17 protein-coding genes are annotated in these 26140 nt (G+C 43.4%); 4 read left to right on the plus strand and 13 right to left on the minus strand.

Annotation, left to right across the window (positions count from 1 at the left end; genetic code table 11):
• Window positions 1-16 precede the first annotated feature (16 nt).
• The 4 genes from ACYVAA_RS08220 to ACYVAA_RS08235 are packed head-to-tail and all read left to right on the plus strand — an operon-like array spanning window position 17 to window position 5790.
• Entirely contained in the window at window positions 17-1645 is a 1629-nt protein-coding gene (locus tag ACYVAA_RS08220; RefSeq protein WP_460540391.1) for an SLC5/6 family protein, read from the plus strand.
• Between the two features lie 17 nt (window positions 1646-1662).
• Window positions 1663-2364: an L-rhamnose mutarotase gene (locus ACYVAA_RS08225; protein ID WP_460540393.1), complete on the plus strand. Its 702-nt coding sequence runs from the start codon at window positions 1663-1665 to the stop codon at window positions 2362-2364.
• Between the two features lie 17 nt (window positions 2365-2381).
• Complete coding sequence (locus tag ACYVAA_RS08230; protein WP_460540395.1) at window positions 2382-3896, plus strand: alpha-L-fucosidase; 1515 nt, start codon at window positions 2382-2384, stop codon at window positions 3894-3896.
• 19 nt (window positions 3897-3915) lie between these two features.
• Window positions 3916-5790, plus strand: a complete 1875-nt coding sequence (locus ACYVAA_RS08235) for an arylsulfatase (protein ID WP_460540397.1) — start codon at window positions 3916-3918, stop codon at window positions 5788-5790.
• A gap of 415 nt (window positions 5791-6205) precedes the next feature.
• On the opposite strand, the gene ACYVAA_RS08240 is transcribed toward ACYVAA_RS08235, so the two are convergent.
• The 13 genes from ACYVAA_RS08240 to ACYVAA_RS08300 all read right to left on the minus strand — a co-directional run bounded on the left by ACYVAA_RS08240 (window position 6206) and on the right by ACYVAA_RS08300 (window position 26139).
• Window positions 6206-7003, minus strand: coding sequence for a glycoside hydrolase family 16 protein (locus ACYVAA_RS08240; protein ID WP_460540399.1), 798 nt, complete (start codon window positions 7001-7003; stop codon window positions 6206-6208).
• Window positions 7004-7024: 21 nt separating this feature from the next.
• Window positions 7025-8368 (minus strand): glycoside hydrolase family 16 protein, encoded by a 1344-nt coding sequence (locus ACYVAA_RS08245; protein WP_460540401.1) that lies wholly within the window; start codon window positions 8366-8368, stop codon window positions 7025-7027.
• A gap of 95 nt (window positions 8369-8463) precedes the next feature.
• Window positions 8464-8658, minus strand: a complete 195-nt coding sequence (locus tag ACYVAA_RS08250) for a hypothetical protein (RefSeq protein ID WP_460540403.1) — start codon at window positions 8656-8658, stop codon at window positions 8464-8466.
• A gap of 174 nt (window positions 8659-8832) precedes the next feature.
• Complete coding sequence (locus ACYVAA_RS08255; protein ID WP_460540405.1) at window positions 8833-9969, minus strand: glycoside hydrolase family protein; 1137 nt, start codon at window positions 9967-9969, stop codon at window positions 8833-8835.
• A gap of 6 nt (window positions 9970-9975) precedes the next feature.
• Window positions 9976-13143 carry a glycoside hydrolase family 2 TIM barrel-domain containing protein gene (locus ACYVAA_RS08260; protein ID WP_460540407.1) on the minus strand — a complete coding sequence of 1056 codons (3168 nt, stop codon included), beginning with the start codon at window positions 13141-13143 and terminating at the stop codon, window positions 9976-9978.
• Between the two features lie 13 nt (window positions 13144-13156).
• Window positions 13157-14848: a sulfatase family protein gene (locus tag ACYVAA_RS08265; RefSeq protein WP_460540409.1), complete on the minus strand. Its 1692-nt coding sequence runs from the start codon at window positions 14846-14848 to the stop codon at window positions 13157-13159.
• Window positions 14849-14855: 7 nt separating this feature from the next.
• A complete protein-coding gene (locus ACYVAA_RS08270) occupies window positions 14856-16025 on the minus strand; it encodes a glycoside hydrolase family 117 protein (protein WP_460540411.1) in 1170 nt (389 codons plus the stop codon).
• Window positions 16026-16206: 181 nt separating this feature from the next.
• Window positions 16207-17484: a glycoside hydrolase family 117 protein gene (locus tag ACYVAA_RS08275; RefSeq protein ID WP_460540413.1), complete on the minus strand. Its 1278-nt coding sequence runs from the start codon at window positions 17482-17484 to the stop codon at window positions 16207-16209.
• Window positions 17477-19813, minus strand: coding sequence for a glycoside hydrolase family protein (locus ACYVAA_RS08280; protein ID WP_460540415.1), 2337 nt, complete (start codon window positions 19811-19813; stop codon window positions 17477-17479). The genes ACYVAA_RS08275 and ACYVAA_RS08280 overlap by 8 nt, the downstream gene beginning before the upstream one ends.
• Before the next feature lie 166 nt (window positions 19814-19979).
• Window positions 19980-21707: a glycoside hydrolase family 2 protein gene (locus ACYVAA_RS08285; protein WP_460540417.1), complete on the minus strand. Its 1728-nt coding sequence runs from the start codon at window positions 21705-21707 to the stop codon at window positions 19980-19982.
• Between the two features lie 146 nt (window positions 21708-21853).
• Window positions 21854-22984: a glycoside hydrolase family protein gene (locus ACYVAA_RS08290; protein ID WP_460540419.1), complete on the minus strand. Its 1131-nt coding sequence runs from the start codon at window positions 22982-22984 to the stop codon at window positions 21854-21856.
• A 41-nt stretch (window positions 22985-23025) separates the two neighbouring features.
• Entirely contained in the window at window positions 23026-24423 is a 1398-nt protein-coding gene (locus tag ACYVAA_RS08295) for a sulfatase family protein (protein WP_460540421.1), read from the minus strand.
• Window positions 24424-24681: 258 nt separating this feature from the next.
• Entirely contained in the window at window positions 24682-26139 is a 1458-nt protein-coding gene (locus tag ACYVAA_RS08300; protein WP_460540423.1) for a RagB/SusD family nutrient uptake outer membrane protein, read from the minus strand.
• Window position 26140: the final 1 nt, after the last annotated feature.

Below are 26140 nucleotides of genomic sequence, written 5' to 3' on the forward strand. Positions count from 1 at the left end.
CAAAAGTGCGAATAATATGAATATCTCCCTTATCGATTTATCCATCATTGCAATCTACCTGATTGGTATCACTGTCGTTGGTATCTGGTCAGCGGGAGGTTTCAAAAAACAGACGTCCAATAGTTATTTTCTTGCAGGAAGGTCTCTGGGCTGGGGCGTGGTTGGAGCCTCTTTGTTTGCCTCCAATATTTCCACGGTGCATATCGTGGGTTTTGCAGAATCAGGTTTTACTTCCGGTCTCTCTGACGGGATCTTTGAGTGGATGGCCATTCCCTGTCTGGTATTTTTGGGAGTGTTTATTGCCCCTTTCTATTTTCGAAATAAAATCAAAACCATACCGGAATATTTCGAACATAGGTTTGACGGAATGGCCCGTACATTTATGGTCATCTTTGCCATACTAACTGCGCTGCTCATACACATCGGCATCAGCCTGTATGCGGGGGCAACCATCATGAAAGAATTTTTTGGTCTCGATCAATTGTGGGGAGTACTGCTGATCTCTTTTCTAACTGCTTTATACACCATCGTCGGTGGGCTCAAAGCAGTAGCTGTCACCGAATCCATTCAATCCGTCATGCTGCTAGGCGGCAGTATACTGATCACACTTTTTGGGCTGGCTATGCTTCCGGAGGTGGGTATATCCAGTTTTGAGCTTTTCTCTGCCCGAATAAAGCCCGAAAGCCTGTCATTACTACGGTCGGATGCTACCGTGGCCGAGACAGGGGGCATTCCTTGGTATGCCGTCTTTTTAGGTTATCCAGTATTGGGAATATGGTATTGGTTTACAGACCAAACTATCGTACAACGGGCACTCGGCTCTCGATCAGAAAATGACGCGCGAATAGGGCCTATGTTCACAGCGGTACTCAAGCTCGCCCCGGTATTTTTTATGTTGCTCCCTGGACTTCTTGCTTATGTCCTTTTCCGCGAAGAAATTGATGTTGCCGGTACAGAGCAGACGTTCTCCATACTGGTAGCCAAGTTACTGCCTGTTGGCCTTACTGGATTGGTTATCGCCTCCCTTTTGGCCGCACTGATGAGTTCAGTAGCAGCCGCACTAAACAGCTCCTCTACACTAGTATCCATAGATATTGTCAAGCGGTTAAGCCCTGACATAGATGACAACAAGCTGGTCTGGATTGGTAAAATCACCACTTTTATAGTTATGGTCATAGCCATCTTGTTTTCCTTAGTGGCAGGGGCCAAAGGTGGCTCTATCATTACCATTGTCAATTCGATCGGTTCGAGTATTGCCCCTTCCATTTCAGCGGTGTTTATCCTCGGTTACTTCTGGAAAAGAGGAACAAAAGAAGCTGCCAAAATTACCTTTGGTATCGGATTGATATTGGGAGTGCTCATGTTTTCTTTGGACTTTCCAGATGAAAATGGTGTAAAACTACTGACAGATACTATGGGCATGATCTTTATGATGCAAGCCTGGTGGGGCTTTGTGATCTGCTGCGTATTGTTTGTAGGCATTAGCCTGCTTACACCTCAACCTACCCAAAAACAAAAGAGCTATACGTTTACCCCATATGAATACTTTTCAAAAATCCAGAGCCTGTTGGATTACAGACTTATCGGCATTGCTGTAATGGTTTTGCTAATTTTATTATGGACAATCATAGAATTAATTTCCTAATAAATAATCCTATCAATATGAAAAATAACCTAATGCGTTACATTTTCCTCATCCTTTCATTATCGGTAATTTTCAGTGCCTGTAATCCTCAAAATGAAAGTAAGGTCAGGAGATTTACCTTTGTGTTACCCCGAGATATTGATGTAAAAGTCATCCATATGCATACAATGAAGCAGTTAGAGATAGAAGTTTACCAAAATGATGGCCATACTTTTTTGCTCGTCGATGCACCAACCGACTATAACCATGAGCAACTGATGGAGGACCTAGAAGGCACCATCCCCAATGCAAAAAACTTACTAATGCAGCCCTTAGAGCGAATTTATAAGCTCGAACAGAAAAATGAATATAGGGCAAAAGAGGGACAACTCGTCGATCGTCAACCTGGCACGAAACGTTTTGTTCTGACGCTTGAGATTGTCAATGATCCCGAACTACTCAAAATGTACAAGCAGGTGCATGGAATGGGAATGGCCTGGCCGGAAATCACCAAAAACATGAAACAGGTAGGAGTTCGGGATATGGAAATCTATCTCGATGGATACCAAGCCTATTTGGTGATGAACACCAAGTCCGACTTTGACTGGGAAGAGGAAGGCGAGCAGTGGGGAAAGCTTCCCCGTGAACAGGAATGGCAAGAATATGTGGCCAAATTTCAAAAAATAGATCCAAAGAGTCAGGTAGTTGAAAAATGGAATGAAATGAACCTAATTAATTAATGGGAATTGATATTAAAATGAAAAAGAACTCAACAGTATTAATCTGTATTCTATTATTATTTGGCCTACAAGGTCATGCTCAACAGTCACTGCAAAATGAATATGAACCCACCTGGGAATCGCTTTTGGAATACGAAATTCCTCAATGGATGAAAGATGCCAAATTCGGGGTTTTTATTCACTGGGGCCCCAATTCTGTCCCAGAAATGCATACGGATTGGTATTCCAGATGGATGTACCTTGATTCAGGACATGTGGATCATAATACTGGAAAGAAAATAAATGATACCCCCCACCCTGCATCTATTTATCACAAGGAAAAGTTCGGGGATCCCAAAACCTTTGGTTTCAAAGACTTGATTCCAATGTGGACCATGGAGAAATTTAATCCAAAAGAGTGGGTAGACCTTTTCAAAAAAGCTGGAGCCCAATATGTGGTGCCCGTAGCAGAGCATCATGACGGTTTTGCACTCTACGAGTCTTCTATCACCCCGTACCACGCGGTAAATATGGGGCCAAAGCGTGATGTTTTCAAAGAGCTGACAGACGAGATTAAAAGACAAGGGCTTATCTGCGGAGCGAGCTCCCACTTGGCCTTCAATTGGAACTTTTACACTCAGAAGCCTCATTTCGACACGGGGAATCCACAGTACGCTGATTTGTATGCACCTCCACATGAACCATACTCTCCCGCCAGCGAAGCATGGCTTGCTGAAATCTGGTGGCCAAGAACTAAGGAAATTATAGATAAGTATCAACCGGACATCCTTTGGTTTGACTTTTATCTGGATAGGCCGGAGTTTGCGCCTTATCATAAAAAACTGGCCGCCTACTATTACAATTCCGGTCTTAAACGGGATAAAACGGTTGTTTTGCAAACCAAAAACATGGGATATGAATCTTACCCTGAAGGGACTCACATGCTGGATTTGGAACGTGCTAAAATGGATTCATTGCGCAGCGAATACTGGCAGACCGATACCTCTATCGGTAAAAACTCCTGGTTCTATGCTAAAAACTGGATTCCCAAAGATGCAAAGGACTTGGTAGCGGATTTGGTTGATATTGTAAGTAAAAACGGATGCCTGTTACTGAATATTGGTCCTAGAAAAGACGGAATTATCCCAGAGGACCAAAAGAAAACCCTCTTGGATATGGGCAAGTGGCTTGAGGTAAACGGTGAGGCCATTTACGGTTCAAAGCATTGGGAGGTATATGGGGAAGGCCCCACTGAAACCGCAACCGGACATCTTTCTGAGGATAAGAACAAGGGGTTTACTGAAAAAGATATTCGCTTCACCACTAATGGGAATGCACTTTATGCAACGGTTTTGGTCCCTCCCACAAAGGACATCGAAATCCGTAACCTAGCAACTTCAAAAGTTGATATCCAATCCATCGAACTTTTAGGTTTTGACGGAAAAATTGAATTTAAGCAATCTGCCAATGGAACATTGATCAGCTTACCTGAAAGCGCTAATTTGAAGTATGCTTGGGTGTTTAAAATAGCTTATAAAAAAAGCCGTGGTTAATTTCTGAATCAACACTTCAATGAAATACTTTTCCCATTATCAAGTTTTGCTTTGCTTATTGGCAAGTCTTATCACCTTGACAATTGGTTCTTGTACATTTAAAAAGTCAGACGCCCAACGACCCAATGTGATCATCATCCTTACCGACGATCAAGGCTATGGTGACCTGAGTTGCCACGGAAACAGGTTTATAAAAACCCCTAACATTGATAAGTTATTCCACCAGTCGGTTCGGTTTACCGACTTCCATGTGGATCCGACCTGTGCCCCCACTCGAGCAGCACTCATGACGGGTAAATACTCCCATCATGCTGGTGTATGGCATACTATCGCAGGGGGAAATCACCTGCGTGCTACAGAAATGACCATGGCTGATATCTTCAAATCATCAGGATATCAAACTGCACTATTTGGAAAATGGCATCTGGGGTCCAACTACCCCTATCGCCCAATGGACAGGGGATTTGATGAATGGCTGGGTCAAGGGGATGGTGGCACAGGGACTACTGACGATTGGTTCGATAATGACCGGGTAAACGATTACTACTGGCATAATGGCGAACGAGTGCAAATAGATGGTTTTGCACCGGATGTCTTTTACAATGCGGCCATTGATTTTATCACAGAAAAAAAGGCCGGCGATGATCCTTTTTTTGTATACTTACCCACCTATTTACCACATGATCCCCATACTTTGCCAGACACGACTATGGCAGACTATGCTGACCCAAAAGTTTCAAAGTATGTTTCCTATTTCTTTGCTGGTATCGAGCGAATAGATGCTAACATTGGACGATTAAGACAGGCCCTTAAGGAATCCGGACAGGCCGAGAACACTATTATTATTTTCATGAGTGACAATGGAGGCACTGCTGGTGTACAATTATTCAATGCGGGCATGCGAGGGCGAAAAGGCCAGGTATACGAGGGCGGTCACCGCGTACCTTTTTTCTTTCATTGGCCAAATGGACAAATCCAGCAAGGTACCGATGTGGATGACCTCACCGCACATATAGATGTGCTCCCTACCCTAATGGAACTGTGCAACATCGAACCTAAAGGATTGACTGAATTGGACGGTCGAAGTTTTAAAGAACAATTACTAAACCCCAATACCTACCTACCAGAACGGACCCTGTTTGTAGAAGCACAGCGTACCATTGAACCCAAAAAATGGCTGAATACAGCAGGAATGACCAACAAATGGAGGTTGATCAATAATGAAGAGCTTTATGATATCGAGAATGATCCCGGTCAAACCAAAAATATTATTACAGAACATCCTGAAACTGTTGAAAAAATCCAAAACGATTTCACCGCCTACTGGAAGAAAGTAAGCCCGGGTGACAGGGATAAACCACAATTTATTGTTGGTCATGAGGCTGATCCTGAAACCTACTTGACTTCCTCAGACTGGCATCTTCCCCAAGTCCCCTGGAACCATGCACAGGTTGCTGCCGGACCGTCAAATGTAGGCACTTGGGAAATCAACGTTTCAAAGAAAGGAATCTACAGGTTCGAGGTAAGGAGATGGCCCAAAGAGGCCAATGTCCCCATTACGGGAATTCCAACATTCAATAAAACCATTGATGCATGGGACAAGAATAGCGGAATTGACAAACTTATTTACGGAGACCAAATGAAGCCTTTACCTGTAAAAACCATTCAACTTGAGGTAGGTAGATACTCCGAGGCCAAGGCCGTTAATTCAAAGGACACTTCTTTGACGTTTGATGTCGAACTAAAACAAGGTCAAGCTACGGTAAAAGCTCTAATGCTGGATAAGGAAAACCAGGTATTGGCAGGAGCTTATTACTTATACATTACATTACAACCTATTTCCAAAATCTTAACCGGGGATCTATCCTCATGCTCCAATGAACAGGTGGATTAAGGTTAAGTAAACTGCCCGGTTATAGGTTTTGACATGCTGCAGGTTCCCCTCGAAATTTTTGTTTTTAGGTTTAGAAGAGGAATTGTTTTCGCTCGTCACCTCCTTGACCGCTTCGTATTCCCAACTTACCGGTCGCCGTATCGTCCTGGGTGTCATGGCGAACTCCTGTTTTGAATTCCAGTAATTTATCATTTGCCTAAATGAATGCGGAGCCATCCCTGAACGGACATACTATTGGAGTAATTGCTAGGGGGATAGGCATTTTGGACTATCGCTTCCGTGCAATTCTCCCTGCTGCCCAACCTGAAAATCAGGTCGCCATTTTCGGATAGACCAATGATCTAAATAGATTTTCCAGACTAAGCATTTAGGATATTTTCGACCCATTTTTTCTAACTACCAATTGACCGATCAACTACCATTTCTTTTCCTGATAATACCTCACCCAATCAATTTTCATACTGGTACCGTCTATGGCGTCTGTCACCGTTCCATGCCACTTGATGATGGCCAGGCTTAAAAAGATAGGCGCTTCACTAAAACTAAATTCATTGGCAACCCTTCGAATCTCTTTTCCATCCAGATAGAATACCAGTTCCTTTTCATCCCATAACAATCCGAATGTGTGATACTCACTCGAGAAATCGATGTTTTCAAAGGTGAATGCTTCTGGATTTCGCATGCTTATTTTCTTACCATTTTCCGTAAGCACCAGGTCTGTGTGATTATGTATATTCGTATTCACCATATTAGGGTAATGACCTTCATTTATATCTACCTCAAACCGCTTACCCTCAGCTGGAGAAGCTCCCTTTGTCATCAACCAAAATGAGTTGTTCGTTGCTTCCGCTGCCGCATATTTATAGCGACATTCGAAATAGCCGTATCTAAACTTCCTCTTGGTCCAGATACTCGCTGATGTCCACTCCTGTGCTGCCCTATTCTCTTTCTTGTTATTGAGGTACAATACACCGTCCTTAACTTCGGCATTTTCACGCCACCTGCTACATAGGATATGTCCACTTGGACCATTTTGTGCTTCCCAATTTACGTCTAGCTGCGCATCAGGATAATCAAAATCATCTTCCCAAACGAGTTTGAAATTTTTCTTCACAACACGTGGCACCTGTGCGGATATACTAAAACTCGTCAAAACAAATAACGTACTTAAAACCAAGATCAGCGTAGCATTTTTCGAATTATTATTTTTCATATTCATCACCTATTCAAGCAATTAGTTGTTTTTCTTATAGTACTTTACCCAATCGATTTTCATGCTGGTACCGTCTATGTCATCCGTGATTTCGCCAGCATGGTCCAATATGGCCAAGCTTAGCCAAATGCTCAACTCTTTATGGCATTGGGTGTTTGGGATAGTGCGTATCAGCTTATCATCAAAGTAAAAACTGATGTTTTCCTCCGTCCATTCCATACCGTATCTATGGTAATCTTCTGCAAAGTTGTAATCAGTCTTTACATCATAGCTTCCGATTTCTTTCCATTCCCCACCGACAAATGCCTCGATTTTATAATCAGAAATTAGCCCATTCCAGTTACTACCACTTTGCCATCCATTAATAAATTGTATATGACCAATTTCCTGCACCGTAGGCCATGCAAACTCCAGCCATTTTTCCCCTTCTTTCTGGGAAACCCAACTCGTTGCGGTATTGCCATCGACAACATCAGACACCTTAAAATCATCACGAAGCACACCACTGGCATTGAACGTCACCTCTTCATTTTGTGCAATATTTTTTAATCCTGCTACTTCAGAATCTGCTGCATTTGAAAGGAGATTTTCAGGATAGCAGTTTTCATTTGGACTGTAAACCCTAAACTCACGAATGTGAAAGTGAGAAGCATTGTTTGAAACCAATCGAATGCGGGAAGTTTTTACTGGCTCTGAAAAAGTGTGGGCGTAGGCTGGAGAAAGTCCTTCGGTGTAGGCCAACTGATCATTTTCTGTTTTACCATTTTGCCAATGGTGCCGGTTGGTATTTACTTCATTTGGGAAATGGCCTTCATTAACATCCAACTCACACGTTAGTTCCGGACCGGATATAGGCACAGAGGTGGAAAAAAGCCAAAAAGAGTTGTTGGTGCCGCTAGCCTCTGCATACTTATACCTACATTCAAAGTACCCATACTTAAAAGCTTCTTTTGTCCAGATATTGCCACAAGTCCAGTCCTGACCACCGCGACTTTCTTTAACTGCTCTTAACTCTAGCACTCCGTCTTTTACAGCAGCATTTTCGCGCCATCTGCTACAGGAGATATGACCACTAGGGCCATTTTGTGAAGTCCAGTTTTTGTCCAGATCGGCATCGGGGTAATCAAATTCATCCTCCCAAACCAAAGTATAACTGGACAAATCCATGAATTGATCAGGAATGGGAAGCTGATGAACATATGTATTATCGGGGCATTTTGCCTCAGGTTCGTCTGATGGTTCTTCATCATTTGGTTGCTCATCTACAACATCCACCTCCCCATCATCTGGGTTTATATCAATGTCAGATGATCCGCAGCACATCAGAACCGCACAAAATGCCATCCCAAAGATTGTTTTAAACATGGTGGAAATTAATTGCTTGAACTTGCTCATTTCACTATAATCGTTCTGTTTATTTCAGGTCCCCGATCATTGGTGGGGCTTCATACTTTCACTATTTACTTAAGTTTTTTTAGGGGTATTACTACGGCAAATGACTCCTCACTATATTCAGGCAATACCGCAATAATCAAGGCTTTTGGAACCCCATTTTCCAAATAAACCTTTGGTATGCCAGCCGTGCGCTGCGCCTTGGTCGTAGTACCGTCTGTCCATTTATGGAATTCCGTTTCTAAAACTTCTGCTTCTGTCACTGTGTTATCAGCAAGATACTACGGTGTGCCATTTAGGTACTGTGATTAGGTGCTTTCGCATCTCGCTTTCCTCGAGCAAAAACAACTTCCAAGAAAGCTGCAAATGAATTGGTCAAAATAGCTTTCGGAAGGCTCATTATAACTTAAACCCTGCTTTCAAAAATATCCACCCTTTTAAGGCTCATATTTAGTGATTCTTACTGGAAATTGAACATTGAAAGAATGTAACACGCCATTTTCACCCTTTATATCAGAGGCACAGAGTAAAACCACCGGTTTTCCATCCTCGATATACAGCTGAGGTCGTTCCAAATGTTCTACTTCCTGAGTAGTTCCATCTGCCCAATCTATTTTCAAAGTAGAAACCAATGGATCGTCAGCCAATTTCCATTCAAAACCGTCTGAAGAGTCGAAAAGCACCAGAGCTCTGCCAGCATCTGTAAATGCCCCGTGCATGTCTTTTACAATTGCACGGTACTTACCATCCTGATACCAAATAAAGGGATCTTCAGCAGGAAAATCATGTCCCTCAGCTTGAAAAACAGGTTTATCATGTTTTTTAAATGGACCTGTGGGGCTGTCTGAAGTGGCTACACAGTGGACAACAGGGCCTCCCCAAACACCGGCTTTTTTTTTCATCACTGCCTTATAGACCATCAAGTATCTACCATCAGGGCCTCTGGTAATGGATGGGTTACTCGTAATCAAAGCATCCAAAGCATCCTCATTGGGACTGACATCAATCAGGGGAGTATCAAATCGCCTCCATGGCCCGTTGGGATTATCTGCCACCGCTACACCGATCCTTTGGTTGTTTCTATGTACGGGATTTAATTTTATCGTCCCAGGTGTGGAATATACCCTTCCATCGCCGGTGTTGCCCATGTAATAGAGGTAATATTTGCCATCAAAAAAGTGAACAGTTGGGTTGTGTGTACACAAACCATCCCAATATTCTTTTCCACGGACAGTAAGAGCAACATCTTTGTGCCTGAACGGACCGAAAGGACTGTCAGCCACGGCATGAGCAATCTCCGAATCGGTTTCCCATGCCCAGCCAAGCTCTTTTTCCCAACGTGAGTAAAACATATGATACTGGTCATCAGGCCCTTTTATCACAGTTCCTCCCCAAATGCTCCATTTGTCATCTTCAAACTTCGAATGCAAGGCAGGTTGCCCTAATTCCAATTTGAACTTTTCTGTTGTTGGTTCAGCGCTCGATGTTGCTGAATGATTCTGCTGTCGGCTACATGATGAAATGGCTACCATAGTTAGCATGATCAGTACAGTATTTCTTACATTCACATTCATAGTTTCTTATTTTGATTCGCTCGCCATATCCAATTTAGACCACTGGCTTACCTCCTGATGGGTGTTTCGATTTATCTGGAAGTAAACCTCCTTTTCATCCTCCAATTCAATCGACATCATCCCACGAACATTCGATCTGAAAGTCTTATCCAGATTTTCAGGATCCTCGCCATACCTTACCGTGTACTCACCGTCCTTAAAATCACTGGAATATCCAATTACCAGCTTACCATCAGTAATAAATGCATCCCAAACTATAGGTGGCAATACCTTTTCTGTCAGGTTTACTTGTACAGCCTCCGAAGGCTTGCTTTTTCCCTGATCATTGATCGCTACAAGGGCTAATTCATAAGTCTTCCCCGTATCAAGATCTCCAATATCTACAAAATCAGCAATCGTCTTCTCTGTCTGCATTACCTCAGCACCATCAGTGTAGACCACATAGTATTCTGTAGCGTTGGGCACCTGATCGAAGAATACCCTAACTGCATTTTTCCCAGCTATCACCTCACGAATCTGCGGTGTAATGGCACGTTTAAAAGAAATGGTTTTTGCCAAACGTGTATATCCTGTTGGTGCCTTTAAGCGGAGCGTGAGGTCAAGAACAGCTGATGGCAAACCAGTCCAGGTAAGCTCACCAGACCATTCCTTATCCTGCGGTCCAAGGTCGGGAAGCTGAAAGGCATTTTCAAAAACAACTTTACCGGAGGTATCTCTAAACGCATACTCTAATCGGTAGTCCCGCATGATGTAACTTGGGTAGTCTTTGGCATCACGAATAGGCATGCTGACATTAGCCTTGCCGTTTGAAAAGTCTACATCAAATACCTCTATGTCCTTTACAGGTGAGTGCTCTCGCTGTATTCGATCAAAAAGTCTCCTTTTATCCCTCCAGGTGGTGATGACTCCCCACACCCTGTTTTCTTCCGCCGTGGTACCGGCATAAGCACTTCGGTAGTCATTGAATGTCCACATGGAAGTTCCAATCACAAATTCATTTTTTTGTCGAAAATGATCCATCCACTCTGAAAACACCTCTTTATCACCGTCCAGCGAAGTGGAAGGAAAAGGGTCAAAACCAAATTCTGAAATGAAAACGGGCTTATTGGGCCACTTTTCTCTGAGGGTATTCAATATCTCCTGAGGTTTGCCTTGCCACCGGTACATATTGTGCATGATCAAGTCCACAAAGGTATTGGGATCAGTCTTTGGCGTATATTCCTCTTTTTGCCCAGAATTGCTCACGCAGGTCACCAATCGGTACGGGTCCAACTCGTTTTTTACATATTCGATCATCTCCCGTCCATATGCATAGTGATTATTGAGCTCATTGCCCACGCTCCATCCGATAATACTGGGGTGGTTGATATCGCGCTCTATCATTCCTTTGAGCCAGTACTTGGCAAGCAGGTAGTTTTTCTCGTTTACCTCCACCCCATGTGCTTCTCTTAACATAACATAAGGCTCCTCAAACATCAGGATTTCTTCTTCTTCCCAATTTAGGTTTATGCCTTGTTCCTCTTCTAGTTTATCTACCGGATAGTAGTTGGCGCGGAATTCATCATTGTCCAAATCACGTACATTGATCTCTTCAAAAAGCAGGATACCCTTTTGATCACAGAGCTCAATGAGTTTTTCGTTTTGTGTGCCATGCATGATGCGCATGAAATTGGCTCCGGACTCTTTCATAAGATCCACATCTCTCTCCAATACTTCCAGAGGCTCAGAAGATCCCCAATAGCGGCTCTCACTTACCCGGTTGAATCCAGCCAGACGCACGGCCTCCCCATTAAGCAAAAGCTGTGAATCAGTCAGCTGAACCTTCCGAATACCAAACTGATCGGCTTGCGTACTCAACACCTTATTACCACTTTCAGAAATCGCCGTTCGAACCTGATACAGCTTGGGATTATCAAAGTGCCACAGCTCTACCTCATTGGCATCTAAAGTAGCCGTAAGCGTTACTTGATCCGTGCTATGAGGAACCAGTACAAGCTCTCCGCTCAAAGTAGCTAATTCATCAGCTCCACTCATAACTGATGATTTCACAGTAATGGATCGCTCTTGGCTTGAATTATTCTCTACTTTTACCTTTAGCGTAAGCTCAGCAGTACCTTCCTGTAAATCTGGATCCGCATGCATGTACTGATAGTCGATTCGTACAGCATTGGCTTGTGTGAGTGTCACGTCCCGGATGATTCCACCCCAGTTCCAGGTGGCTCCTACAATGGCACTGTTGTCAGCTTGTACAGCGATGACATTTTCACCTTCAAAATTCAACGCATCGGTCACGTCAAACTCAAAAGGCGTAAACCCTCCCCGGTTCATCCCGATATACTGACCATTAAGATATACTCTTGACAGATGATACACCCCTCCAAACTTTAGGTAGTAGCGCTTTCCACTTGCCTTTTGCCAGCCATCCGGCAAGTTGATATGCTTGCGGTACCAGCCAATTCCGGTATAGTTAGAAAAGTCATTGATCATACCCCAGTGTCCCGGAACGGTAAGGTCATACCACTCAGAATCATCAAAATCTTTCAAATGGACACGACCAGGCTCTGACTTGGCTCTTAAAAACTTCTCCTCAGAAATTTCCCGAAACAACACGGCATCCGCAGCCACAGCACCGCTCACAATAGCCGTAAGCTCCACATAATTATCATCAGCCTGATTAAAATCATATATCCCCAGACTCACCCACTCACCACAAACGACACGTTGACTTTGGTATTTTGTCGTGATGCCATCCGCATGATGTATATTGTACTGGGCTGTCAGATGCGATGAAAAAGGATAAATGGTAAACACTTCGTAGTAGCCGGATTTTTTTAATTCAGGATAAAATCTGACATACGAACTGTCCTGAACATTGCCGTTATCTAGGTCAGTCAGGGAAAAGTAATGTTGCACATAATCCTCACGGTAAAACCTGGAATTCCGTTCTCCTTCTTTTGACACCTTCCAGCTCCCTTCCATTTTGACATTTTCATCTGTATTATCTATGACAATATCCGATTCCCGTTCTTGGATATTGAGATAATTGGATCCCTCGCCGTAGATCGTGTAAAACTTCCATTTACCATTGAGGGAAATTTCCTGACTGATGGTCCTCTTCGGAACAAGGGAGAAAAACAGAAATAAAATGGGTAGATATATTATGTTTTTTTTCATTATGGGTAGTGGTTTATTCATTCCAATTCCTTTCGATCAGTTCTTGAAGATGGGGATAATGGTCATCCTCTTCATTCAGTTTTTTTCGTTGAGCTTTGAGCTCTTCTTTTAATTCTCTGATGATAACTTGATAAACAGGATTGTGATATTCATTTTGCATTTCCTCGGGATCTCTCTTCAAATCATAAAATTCCCATGCTACTGGAGTATCAAAATCATATCTTCCCCAACCGTCCTGTTCTATTTCATCTTTAGGTTTATAATATTTCCCGTAATAAAAAATAAGCTTATATTCCTTTGTCCGTATTCCAAAATGTGCGGGGTTGGCATGACGGCTCCCCATGTGCATCCAATATCGGTAATACGTGGATGACCGCCACCCTTCAGGTTCTTTTCCTGTTTCCAGTACCTGTTTAAAACTTTTGCCTTGCATGTATTCTGGCACTGTAGCACCTGCCAGCTCCAAGAGACTCGGTGCAAAATCAGCATTGTTGATCAAAACGTCCGTTTTAAATCCTTTCTGGTACTTTTTTGGATAATGGACAATGAAAGGCATCCGCATACTTTCTTCATAGATCCAGCGCTTGTCCACATAATCGTGTTCTCCCAGCATCATCCCTTGGTCAGAAGTGTAAACAATAATCGTGTTTTCGTATAATCCTTCTTCTTTTAAAAAATCAACAATACGCTTAATGTTATCGTCCACCCCTTTTACACAGCGGAGGTAACGCTTTAGGTATTCTTGATATGCTTTATGCTTATACTGAGGATCGTCTGGTGACAGGTCTAAATCTAAACTTCGTCCCACTCCCCTAATCGTATTTCGCATTCCTACAGATGAACCTATATCGTGAATTAATCCATCGTTTTCCCCTCTCGTCGCAATAGAACCATGATTTCCTCGCTGATAAAGACTTGCTGGTTCTGGAATATAAGTATCCTCAAGGTATTCGGCGTACCTAGGGGCAAATTCAAACATTCCATGTGGAGCCTTAAAATGATGCATCAACATAAAAGGCTTTGATCGATCATATGAATGCTTGAGCCATTCGATAGAGCGGTCAGTGATGACATCAGAGGAATGCCCTTGGTACTCATCCACAAACACCTCATGAGCACCGTATCTTCCGAAACTGATGGTTTTCTTAATTTTGCCCTTTCTGGAGATCAGTTGAGGATTAAAATAGTCTCCCTGTTGAGGAAGTACTTCATAATGATCAAAATGTTTAGGTGGCGCTTTTAAATGCCATTTACCAACTACCGCGACCACATACCCCGTCTTTTTTAAAATTTTTGGCAGATATTGTTTATACTCTGGAAGAAAACCGTGCAGGTCTAATACACCATTGGTTTGGGAGTATTGTCCGGAAAGAATCGTAGCTCGGCTTGGTGTACAGATGGAATTGGTACTGAAGGCATTTTCAAAGAGCATTCCTTCAGAGGCCAGCATATCAATCGTTGGAGTTGGGTCCAATACCGACAACCTTCCCCCATACGCCCCAATGGCATGAGCGGCATGATCATCAGACATGATAAAAAGGATGTTGGGTTTTTCTTGTGCCGTAAGTTTTGCAAAGATTGCAAAGAATATAACTATGAATAATAAGGTCAGTTTTGATCCAAAATAGTTTCCCTGGCCATGGAAAAAAACTTGCAAATACCTCAAATCATCTTTCATCGTAATGGTATCGGGTTCCAAACTCATGTTATTTTTAAGGAGCAACTGCTCTTTCTTCTCTTTTTTTCCTCAAACTGCCCAGTCCCTGTTTGAAATATACCTCTGGCCTATGCCATACACCCGTTGATTTGAGGGAAGGTTCATCCACATCTAAGCTTAAGTCCGCATCTACCCTAGCTATAATGGAGTGTTGCTTATTCCTATCAGTAGCCGCATTGATAAAATGGCAAACACCCCAAGTGACCCCTCGTCCATAATCTGTATCAGTAAATGCATCCGGTGTGTAAAACCCTGCTGCTGTGGGGGCAAGCTCCACCGTACAAGCGATATTAAAATTAACCCCATCTTCGGCATACTGCATGGTTTGTGCTTCGTTCCCATCCTTAATCGCTAAGGCAGCGATTCCTTCTTTAAATGGAAAATAGGTGGTCTCATGTCCGGAATTTAATACCGGATTAAAGGGATGTTTTTCAAAAGGGCCAAACGGATCTTCAGCGATTGCTAGTCCATGAGCGACCGCATATTTATCGCGGAGCTCTGGCCATTTATTGTACGCTGCTTTATAGTATAAATAGATTTTATTATTATGTACCATCGGGTGCGGATCCTGTGTCTGATCCTGATCCCACTCCCCTTTTTTACCAAACGGAATTACAGGTTCCCCCCCCATGGTCCAGGGTCCTTTTGGGGAGTCTGCGTAAGCCATGGAAATAGGACACCAGTCACCTTGTGTTCCACTGGCTTCATTAAAAGCCTGAAAGTATAAATAATACTTGTCTTTCCAGATCAGAATATCCGGTGTGGCAACTGACCTCCAGCCCAGCGCGGGCTTGGGAGGTCTCGCCACTGCCACACCCTGCTCCTCCCATTTAAATCCGTCTTCACTGGTAGCATACCAAATATCACATAAATCCCAGTCTGTGGAAGGCACCTTATCTGTCGCTTCATCTGCCTTATCCCATCCTATTGGGGGCCCTTCAGTATGCCTCTTGGTATAATAGATATAATATATTCCATCTACCAAAATCGGACGGGATGGGTCACGCCTGGATATCGTCCCATCCCCTCCATTATAATCAAATCCCTCCAGCTGCGTATATTTGAATTGTGTAAACAGCTCATTATCCTGCGCTCTCGGAGCTGGATAGTCAAACATCCTCTCGGTAGCTGCGCTTAGGGGAAAACCGGGCTTTTTTTCAGGCATTTTATGCGGAAAAACCTGATGGGCTTTGGTTATGCTGTCTGGTTGCTCATGTTTAGGCTTTGATTGGCTGCAGGACATTAATACAACACAAATAATCCACGCAATCGTTAGGTTATTGAAATTCATATCATTTAGGTGTATTGGGCTCAGGTATATCGTTAATGGTTGTATTTTTTGACAACTATTCCTTTCGAAGTTTTTCCGTTTGTTCTTCAATTCGCACCCGCTGGTCCTTGGATAGTCCCTGCCTGAAGTAAACGTCCAGGTCATGACGTATCCCCGTTTCCTTCATCCGAGGATCGTCCACATCCAAGCTTAGGTCACAATCGAATCTGGTGAGGATAGAATGTGGGTTCACTCCATAGGTCCCCGCATTTACGAAGTGGGAAAGCCCCCAAGTAATCCCGCGGCCATAATCGGTATCGGTGAAAGCATCCGGCACAAATGGCCCGGTTGCTACAGGGATTAATTCAGTGATAGAAGCTATTTCGAAATTGACCCAATCTTCGGCATACTGGATCGTAAAATGCTCCGTGCCATCTTTGGCGACAATTGCGCCCAAGCCTTCCTTAAACGGAAACATGGTCACTTCATGGCCAGAACTGGTCAAGGGATTCAAAGGGTGTTTATCAAAAGGGCCAAGAGGATCAGTACCCGTAACCAATCCTCCACCTACCCATACCGGGTCAGGTCTGTTAAAAGCGGATTTATAATAAATGTATATTTTTCCGTCATGTACCAAGGGATAGGGATCGTGGATAGCATACTGGTCCCAAGAACCTTCCGGGCCATTCTCTATCACTATTTTACCGACTGGTGTCCAAGGCCCATCGGGTGAATCTGCATAAGAAACTGTCACCGGACAGTAATCTCCTCGCTTACCGCTGGCTTCCATAAACCCTTGGTAATACAGATAAAATTTCCCTTTCCACTTAAGAATATCTGCCGTTGATACCGACCTCCATCCTACTTCAGGTTTAGGTGGCCGGGGAACAGCCACCCCTTGTTCTTCCCAGTGAAAGCCATCTTCGCTGGTTGCATACCAAATTTCTGCAAGGTCCCAGTCTGTGGATGGAATGGTATCGTTGCTCTGGTCAGCGTTACTCGCCCCCACAGGAATAACCGGCGTATCCCTTTTGGTATACCAGACATAATATTTACCATTTTCAAAAATCACTTTGGATGGATCTCTTCTTGAAATAGTGCCATCATGATTGCTATAGTCAAATCCTTCAAGATCCGTGTACTTGAATAGCGAGTACAGTTCATTGTTTCTCGGATGGATCGCACTGTAACGATTGAAACTCCGCTCCATAGCGGCACTTAACTGCCGGTTTTTGGTGTCTTCCGTGACGGTATAGGGGAATGGATCCTGCTTGGAACCAGTCGTATCTTGCTTATTCGCAGATGGCTGGCAAGCCATTAATCCCACGAATAATAGCATCAAGTACTTATTCATCTCTTTTAACTTTATGTGAGTCTTCAATGCGCTTTTTTTGCTTTTCAGTCAGTCCAAACTGGAAATAGAATTCCGGATCTAGACGATAATTATGGTGTTTCATTTCGGGATCATGTACATCCAAACTTAAATCACAATCAAATCGATAAAGCTCTGAATGCCATCCTGAAGCATCTTTACCCATAAAATTGATAAAGTGGCCTATCCCCCAAGTAATTCCCCGTCCGTTTTTATTGTCCGCAAAAGCGTCAGGGATATAGGCATTTGGCCCTGTAGGCATAAATTCAGTAATCGCCATCACCTCAAAATTCACCCAATCTTTGGCATATTGAATCGTAAAGTGCTCACTTCCATCCCTTATAGTCAATGATGCTACTCCTTCTTTCCAAGGAAAAAAACATATCTCGTGACCTGAATTTTGAATAGGGTTAAGCTCGTGCTTGACAAACGGACCCAATGGATCATCGGCTATCGCTAAGCCTATGCCACTCCACACAGTGCCTGGCCGATTAAAAGCAGCCTTATAATACACATATATTTTTCCATCATGGACCAAAGGGGTAGGCGCCTGGATGGCAAACTGATCCCATTCGCCTTTTGCTCCTGTCGGGATCACAACTTCATCCACATGCGTCCAAGGCCCTTCAATGTTGTCCGCATAGGCCACTCCGACCGGACAGTAGTCCCCCCGTACGCCGCTCGGTTCTGTAAATGCCTGGTAATAGAGATAGTACTTACCTTTAAACTTCAAAATATCTGGGGTTGCAACTGCCCGCCATCCAGGAATGGGATATTCCGGACGGGATACCGCCACTCCTTGCTCCTCCCAGTGAAATCCATCTTTACTGGTCGCATACCAGATCTCACCCAAATCCCAGTCGGTAGTGGGGATTGTGTCGTTCCAAACCACCTCATCACCTGCAACATCCATTATTTTATAATCCTTTGAAAACCTTCCTACCGGAGGAATTGGTGTATCCCGCTTGGTATACCACACATAGTATTTACCATTTTCAAACACGATTTTTGAGGGATCACGCCGTGTGATGGTCGCATCGCCATCGTTATAGTCAAATCCGGTTAGTTTAGTGTACCGAAACTGACTATACAATTCATTTTCAGCATTTACATAAGAAGGATACTGGTTAAAACTTCGGTCAAGCGCTGCACTCAATTCATAATCATCTGAGTATTCAGTTACTTGGTAGGGAAAGGCTACTGTTCCAGGTTTGGGCGTTTTCAGTGGGATCACTACAGAATAGGAATCTTCACTGTCCTTCGGCAGAACTGCTACTATTAAGGCCTTTGGTACACCCTCATCCATGTAGAATTTGGGCATATCTGCCGTACGCTTTGTTTTAGTAGTAGTTCCATCTGTCCACTTTATCTCTCCTGCCTTAATCACCAGAAAGTTTTTAGCGGGTTTCCAATCCAGTCCCATATCATCAGATTCAAACAGCATTGTACTCCCATCAGGATAATCAGTCCATGCACCTCTGGAATCTTTGGCGATGCAATAGTAATTTCCGTTAAATACCCATTCTAAATGATCGTCAATGGCAAAGCTTGCTGTTGGATGAGTAATGAACGGAATATTGGTGTCCTCAAAAGGTCCTTCTGGATTGCGCGCTGTAGCCGTGACATGAATAACCTTTCCCCCCTTCTCACTGCCATCGTCAACCACATATTTATAGGCCAATAAAAATTTGCCATCCAACCGTCTGGAAACAACTGGGGTAGAAGTCATCCTTCGTCCTTCTTTCACATCAATCAATGGCTTATCAAATCGCTTCCATTCTCCATTCAGATCATCCGCAATTGCTAAACCTACACGCTGATTGTTCCGGTTTACCCACCATTCACTATCCTGGTTAATGGATGGCATGCGGTCATCCGGTGTATTGTCCCAGTAACCACTGCCTCTATTTCCCATGTGATAAAGATAGTATTTCCCATTATGCTCAATAACATGAGGATTGTGGGTGCAGTCACCGTCCCAATATTGCTTTCCTCGTGCGGGTAAAACGACATTTTTAAATTGATAAGGGCCGGTCAAATTATCCGATACTGCATGAGCAATCTCCGAGTGCGTTACCCAACCATGGTGTCCGCGGCTTTTGGGCCAGCGTGAATAAATCGCATGGTATTTACCGTCCTTTCCTTTAAGGATATTGGTACCCCAAACGTTATAATGTTCTTCCTGGATGATATTGTTCTTATCCCACTTTTCAGGCATAAGCTTTTTAAAATCAAAATCGGTTTGTGCCAATGTTTGAATTGAAATCAATACAAAAGCAAAAACCAATGTCCCTATTCCTCTGCTTTTCATAATCAATAATTTCCCTTACTTCTTTGCTGATATAAGCTCTCTTAACTCATTTTTTTCCTTCGCTATCCCTAACCGGTCAAGCTTTAAACTTGCATGATAAATTGATTTATTCACTACATTGGTATGCACGATACCATCACAAAGCGTTACGCTTCTAAAGCAATTCTTATTGATTCCATAATGAATAAATTTCCCTAAGTTGTTCATAGGCCTTTTTCTTATTCCTTCGTTCATCAACCAATCCCCACTCCCTAAAACCGGATGCTGGAGTACCTTTGTACTTACTTCGGTAGTCATTGTAGCTCCAGATAGACACTCCCATCACATAGGGCAAATCCTTGAATCCACGCAAGTATCCAATCAGTTCCGCGCTCAATTCCGCATCCGGCGCAGGACCGATCTGCGCTTTTCCAATCTCTGAAATGAAGATGGGCTTTCCTGGGAACTTTTCATGCGTCTTTTTTGCTAGTTTCACTGCCTCCCCGTAAGAATTCATGGATATGAAATCCACTTTTTCATAGGGCTCACTTCCAATTTCACCTTTTCGGTAGGAAGTGATAGTGACATAGGTTTTTAGTCTTGTTGTATCCAGTTCATCCACATAGTCAAGCATGGAATTGACATATTCAAACTGATCTTTAGTCATAGACTTTTCTTCCCATGGACCTTCCGGGTCACGTAGTTCATTCCCTACACTCCAAGCCACCACACTAGGATGGTTAAAGTCACGCTCCACCGTTTCCTTAAGCCATGTTTTTGTTAAAGGATTATTGGGAAAGGCCTGGGGATCATCATCGCCCCAAACAGGAATTTCTTCCACCAATAAGAACCCAATGCTGTCACAGAGGTCCAGGAGATTTTCTGCGTAGGGAGCATGCATCAGTCGTGAAAAATCACATCCCAGATTGTATTTTATGTCCAGCATATCCTGACGAACCAAATGGTCCGGTTCCGTATTTCCATAATCAGGGTGATCATGCACACGATTCACCCCATTCATGCGGACTGGTTCGTTGTTGAGATAGAATTGTTCTCCACGTACTTCAAATTTCCGGATCCCAAACTTATCCTTTGCATAAGCCACGGTCTTACCATCTACGCTTACCTGACTGCTTAGCGTATAGAGGTTTGAAGAATCAACATACCACAATTGATACTCCGATAAGCTCTTGGTAAACTTCACTTCAGAGAACCCCACTTCTCCGGCTTGTATTTCTTGGGTAGCTGAAACGGTATGCTTGTTTTGATCTATTGTGGATACTATTTCAGCTGCTACACGCTTATCGCCATTATTTTCCAACTTATACTTAATAATAAATTGGACCTCATTTTTTTCGAAGTTTGGCAATGCTGTAATATGCTGATACACCAGCCGCAGGTCTTCGTTAGCCTGCAGGCTTACCTCACGGCTAATCCCTCCCCAGGGCCACCATGCGCCCCGGTTATAAGAGTTATCAGCCATTACCACCAATGAATTCGGACCGTTTCGGTTTATTTTGTCCGTTATATTGAATTCAAATGGAGTGTAGCCTCCTATATGTTCACCCAATAATGTTCCATTCAACCAAACGCGTGCAGATTGATAGACGGCACCAAAATGTACCCTAATCTGCTTGCCCATCCAGCTCTGAGGAACGGTAAATTCCTTTTGGTAATAGCCTTTGCCCACATATTCACTGTATCGGTTCCGGGTGTCCCAGTTTCCTGGTACTTTCAGGGTATCCCAAGAGGGATAATCGGCCCGCAGGAATTCATTTTCATCCAGATCATTGGAAGCCAAAAAATGCCAAGTGCCGTTCAAAGAAATAGTATTTTGGTATTCCCCATATGGTACCACCTCCTTGGCACAGGAAAACAAGGTCAAGCTTAATATTAATAAGTAAAACTGTTTCATTTCTTGTCTATCGTTTTTTGTAGATTTATATCTTTCCCATTGGATTACTTTAGGTCCATCCCCCCTTGGCCCTTATCATTTTTATTAACATTTGGCCTTTTTCTTTACATCAGGGCCCAGCCGAAGAAGTCCATATTACCGTCAGCTCAAGGGGTATGTTTGATGATTTTTAAAGGAATCTGAACATTGAATGAGTGCCTGACATTATTTTCATCAATGGTGTCAGCTGCACAGAGTAGGGCCACCGGTTGACCATTTTCGATGAAAACTTGGGGTCGCTCCAAGTGATCGTACTTTACGATGGTACCGTCTTCCCAAGTCAAGGTCCGGTCGGAAACCTCAAAGTATTTGGCTCTATCCCATTTGATACCATCTTCAGAATCATAATGTACGAGAGAAAAAATACGTTTTGCCCCCTCATGTTTGATTCGTTTCACAATAGCCCGGTATCGTCCTTCCTGGTACCAGATGTAGGGATCCTCAGCAGGAAAACGCTCCCCCTCAAAAGTGAAAACCGGATCGGGATATTTCTTAAATGGCCCGGTAGGAGAATCAGCAATGGCTACCATATGCACCACCGGGCCTCCAGCGGGAAGGTCATATTGCTTACCAACTGCTTTGTAGACCATAAGTATACGGCCATCGGGCATTTGGCACACCGAGGGATTGGAGGTCATCAAAGCATCAAGGGCAGTGCTGTCTGAAGCAATACCCAACACGGGTTGATCAAACCGCTTCCAAGGGCCGTTTGGACTATCAGCTACGGCCACGCCTATTCGCTGGTTATTTCTGTGTTCCCAGTTGATCTTGGCTTTCCCAGGTACACTCACAATTTCTTTATTGCCTCTATTGCCCATATAGTACAAGTAGTACTTACCATTTATTTTATGAACTGTGGGATTGTGGGTAGTAGAGCCGTCCCAGTATGCTTGTCCACGATCAGGCAGGGCGATGTCGCGATATTCGTAGGGACCAAATGGTGACTTGGCAACCGCATGACCAATCTTGGAATAATTGACCCACTCCCAGCCAATATTTTTTGACCAAAACGAATACATCATGTGATAGAGCCCGTCCTCACCTTTGACAAGTGAACCTCCCCAAATACTCGCGGTATCACTGACGAATGCAGAGTAAGCAGCTACCTTACCAAATTTGATTTCATAATCAGGCACGCTGGAACTGACTACTCCCTTAGATTTAGTGCATGCAATAGCAATGATGGCTCCCAAGCCTAAAATCACATTCAATTGAATCTTTTTGATGATCTTATTCATAAATTCCAATTTCTTATCCTCTCGAATTATTCCCAGGTTTGTTACTCGGTTTTGGAGAAAGGATGCGGTTCAGCATTTTCAGGTTCCCTAAACACATAAGGCTTCCATTTTTCGTACCGCTCTTTCCATTCTTCCAGGCTCCGTGTGGGATACTGGGAAGAAAGGCCACCCATCCTAAATTCCTGTGGAACCCCTTTGTCCTTAATTGATTTTCTCCAAGCATAAAGCTCTCCCAAGAGTTCGTCTTTTATGGCCCCGAACTTTTTGTCATAGGCCAGGTTATTAAGCTCATATGGATCCTTTTGGATGTCGTAGAGCTCAAATTCAGGTTTGGTGGGAGCAAAAAACTTGGCTTGGTCCTCATTGAGTTTTCCTTCCAGGTACATCACGCTCATTTCGGCCAACATGGGATAATTGTCTTCTTTATAGCCACTGTACTGCAGCCAGGCCCGCTCGGGCATCAGGTTATGGATCAGCTTGTAGTTTTTGGACCGTATGGTGCGCATGGCATCATGGGTGCCCCCCATCCTATCCCTTGCCGCATAAATATATTGACGTTGGCTTATGGCCTCAGAAAAAAGTGATTTGCCGTGCAATGTATGTTCAGCTTTCACATGAGCGATATCCAAAATCGTTGCAGTAACGTCGATGCTCTGCACCAAATCATCATTGACCTGTCGGGATTGGATCCTACCTGGCCAGCGCATAATCAAGGGAACTTGTATGCCCGGATCATATAAAAATTGCTTGCCGCGAAAATGGCAACGGCCGTTGTCCCCTATTAAGATCACCACAGTATTGTCTGCGATCCCTTCTTCCTCCAATCGCTTAAGGATATCGCCTATTTCACGGTCGCAAACCTGCATTTGCTCCAGCCCATTTGCCCAATCCCGTCTGGCAAAAGGGCTGTCTACATAATATGGCGGGAGTTCCACCTCACTGATATCAATAGGATCTTGAGCATCTCTGTTCCATGTTCTGTGGGTACCATCAAGGGTGATTTGGGCAAAGAAGGGTTGGTTTTTCTCCCGGTCCTTCCAGTCATCTCCCATAAAGCCTAAATCTCCTAAAAAATTAGCATCGGTTTTACGAGATTTCATCAATACTGTAAAATAGCCAGCTTCTTTGAGCAATAGCGGTAAAGGCTTAATACCATAAGGTAGGGACTGTTTTTCATCTTTTTCTGTCCTATGTTGCTCTGCACGGATATAGTTTTGGTGAAATCCTGTGAGCATGGCTGATCGGGATGTAGAACAAACTGGGCTGGTACAGAATGCGTTGGTGTACCGGATACCCTCACTTGCCAAATGGTCAGTAAAAGGTGTTTCTATTCCCTTCGTACCATAACAGCCGAGGTCGGGACTCCAATCCTCCAACATGATCCAAATGATATTTGGCCGGTCTGAATATTTATTATTAGCCAAACAGATGGAAGACATCAATGCCGTGACTAGACATAAACCTAACTGAAAAAGTACCTTTATACCACGATGAGTTACTTTTTGTGGAGTTTCTATCAAATGGACTTTCAAAATGGCTACCATACTATTTTGGGCTTAAGGTTAATGGTTACTTCAAGTTATTTTAAGGCCTGTAGGGATGATTTTTAGGAATAAATGCTTATCCAATCCCAGCGGACATTTTTTTTGAGGTGGTTGGTGCCCGACCTAAGGGCTCATTAGGTCGGGACCAACCTGCTATTTCCATGGTTCGTTTTGTTCCAAATTGGAATTAGTCAATACTTCATTTTCTGGAATCGGGAAGTACCTGTGTTTGGGCTGGACAGGCCTTATAGGAAACCAATAATTGGTAATCTGCTGTACTTTCAAAAATTCTCCCGTCCTGGTCATGTCAAACCAACGGTCCGATTCAAAAGCCAGCTCCCAGGATCTCTCCTGCAAAATGGCCTCCAAGTACTCCTCTCTAGACAAGGAGTTGGACAAAGGTTCTAAATTTGCCCGTTCCCGCACCTCATTCACGGCCTGGAGCCCATCTATTTCTACTTGACCAGAAAGTCTGGCACTTGCCTCGGCATAAATCAGCAATACATCAGCATAGCGCAAAATGGGATAATTGGTTTCATTTCTGGCACCATTGGCCATGACATCCGCATATTTTTTTACAATAACTCTTTCCTTAAGGTTAGGATCATTTTCTCTGGTATGAAGATTCCCTTGGGAGTCTACAAAAGAGGTATCCATAAGCTGTTTTCTAAGATCATTATCATCATACGAATCATAAAAATCCTCAAAGGCAAAGCTTGACCCCCAAGCAGTAGCTGAATATACCCCATTGGAACCAGCAGGGGCAAAATAAGAAGTAAAGTTTTGTGCCTGAAGATTGGGACTTCGGGAAAATTCTACCGCAAAAATATGCTCTATTCTGTTAGCATTTTCCCTGCTTACATCCCAAAGCAGCTGCGGATTTTCCACTAATCGGTAAGTCCCTTTGTCCATAAGGCTTTTGGCGATATTTTTTGCCTCACTATACTGCTCATGATACAAGTATACCTTTGCCAAGAGCGCTTGGGCAGCCCCTTGGGAAGCCCTTCCGCTTACCTCTGGTATACCTGGGCTCAAAATTTCAATAGCCTCTTGGAGATCTTTGATAATTTGCCCATATATTTCCTGAACAGGTGATGTTGGAGATTCAATATCATTTAAACTTGAGGTAGGAGTTACTTTCAACGGTACTTCCCCAAAAGTTTTTACCAAATTAAAGTAATATAGTCCTCTCAGGAATTTGGCCTCAGCCACAATCTGAGACCTGCGATTTTCGTCCATTAGTATCCCCGGCACGTTTTGTATGACCAGATTTGCATTGTTGATCCCATCATAACTTTCGTTCCAGAATTGCTCTATCTGATCATGGGTGGCATCATAACTAAATTCAGTCAATAGATTTCTGCCCACTACGGGTTTTGGAAACATTTGATCGGCAGAATAATCCCCCAGCATCCAAACGGATTGTCCGTACATGCCCGGTCTGGTAAGTGAGCCATAAGCGGCGGTTATAGCAGATTCGGCATCTTCGGCCGTTTTATAAAATTCGTTGGTGGTAACGAAACTGTAAGGCGTTTCTTCCAAGTCACTGCAGGAAATTAGCGCAATCGCTAAAAGACTTACCCCAAGTAAAGTTTTTATATTAATATTCATG

Source organism: Echinicola sediminis (assembly GCF_054777495.1).

Coding starts and splice junctions, on each gene's coding strand:
- ACYVAA_RS08220 (WP_460540391.1), top strand. CDS start 17: ATGAATATCTCCCTTATCGATTTATCCATCATTGCAATCTACCTGATT.
- ACYVAA_RS08225 (WP_460540393.1), top strand. CDS start 1,663: ATGAAAAATAACCTAATGCGTTACATTTTCCTCATCCTTTCATTATCG.
- ACYVAA_RS08230 (WP_460540395.1), top strand. CDS start 2,382: ATGAAAAAGAACTCAACAGTATTAATCTGTATTCTATTATTATTTGGC.
- ACYVAA_RS08235 (WP_460540397.1), top strand. CDS start 3,916: ATGAAATACTTTTCCCATTATCAAGTTTTGCTTTGCTTATTGGCAAGT.
- ACYVAA_RS08240 (WP_460540399.1), bottom strand. CDS start 7,003: ATGAAAAATAATAATTCGAAAAATGCTACGCTGATCTTGGTTTTAAGT.
- ACYVAA_RS08245 (WP_460540401.1), bottom strand. CDS start 8,368: ATGTTTAAAACAATCTTTGGGATGGCATTTTGTGCGGTTCTGATGTGC.
- ACYVAA_RS08255 (WP_460540405.1), bottom strand. CDS start 9,969: ATGAATGTGAATGTAAGAAATACTGTACTGATCATGCTAACTATGGTA.
- ACYVAA_RS08260 (WP_460540407.1), bottom strand. CDS start 13,143: ATGAAAAAAAACATAATATATCTACCCATTTTATTTCTGTTTTTCTCC.
- ACYVAA_RS08265 (WP_460540409.1), bottom strand. CDS start 14,848: ATGAGTTTGGAACCCGATACCATTACGATGAAAGATGATTTGAGGTAT.
- ACYVAA_RS08270 (WP_460540411.1), bottom strand. CDS start 16,025: ATGCCTGAAAAAAAGCCCGGTTTTCCCCTAAGCGCAGCTACCGAGAGG.
- ACYVAA_RS08275 (WP_460540413.1), bottom strand. CDS start 17,484: ATGAATAAGTACTTGATGCTATTATTCGTGGGATTAATGGCTTGCCAG.
- ACYVAA_RS08280 (WP_460540415.1), bottom strand. CDS start 19,813: ATGAAAAGCAGAGGAATAGGGACATTGGTTTTTGCTTTTGTATTGATT.
- ACYVAA_RS08285 (WP_460540417.1), bottom strand. CDS start 21,707: ATGAAACAGTTTTACTTATTAATATTAAGCTTGACCTTGTTTTCCTGT.
- ACYVAA_RS08290 (WP_460540419.1), bottom strand. CDS start 22,984: ATGAATAAGATCATCAAAAAGATTCAATTGAATGTGATTTTAGGCTTG.
- ACYVAA_RS08295 (WP_460540421.1), bottom strand. CDS start 24,423: ATGTCTTCCATCTGTTTGGCTAATAATAAATATTCAGACCGGCCAAAT.
- ACYVAA_RS08300 (WP_460540423.1), bottom strand. CDS start 26,139: ATGAATATTAATATAAAAACTTTACTTGGGGTAAGTCTTTTAGCGATT.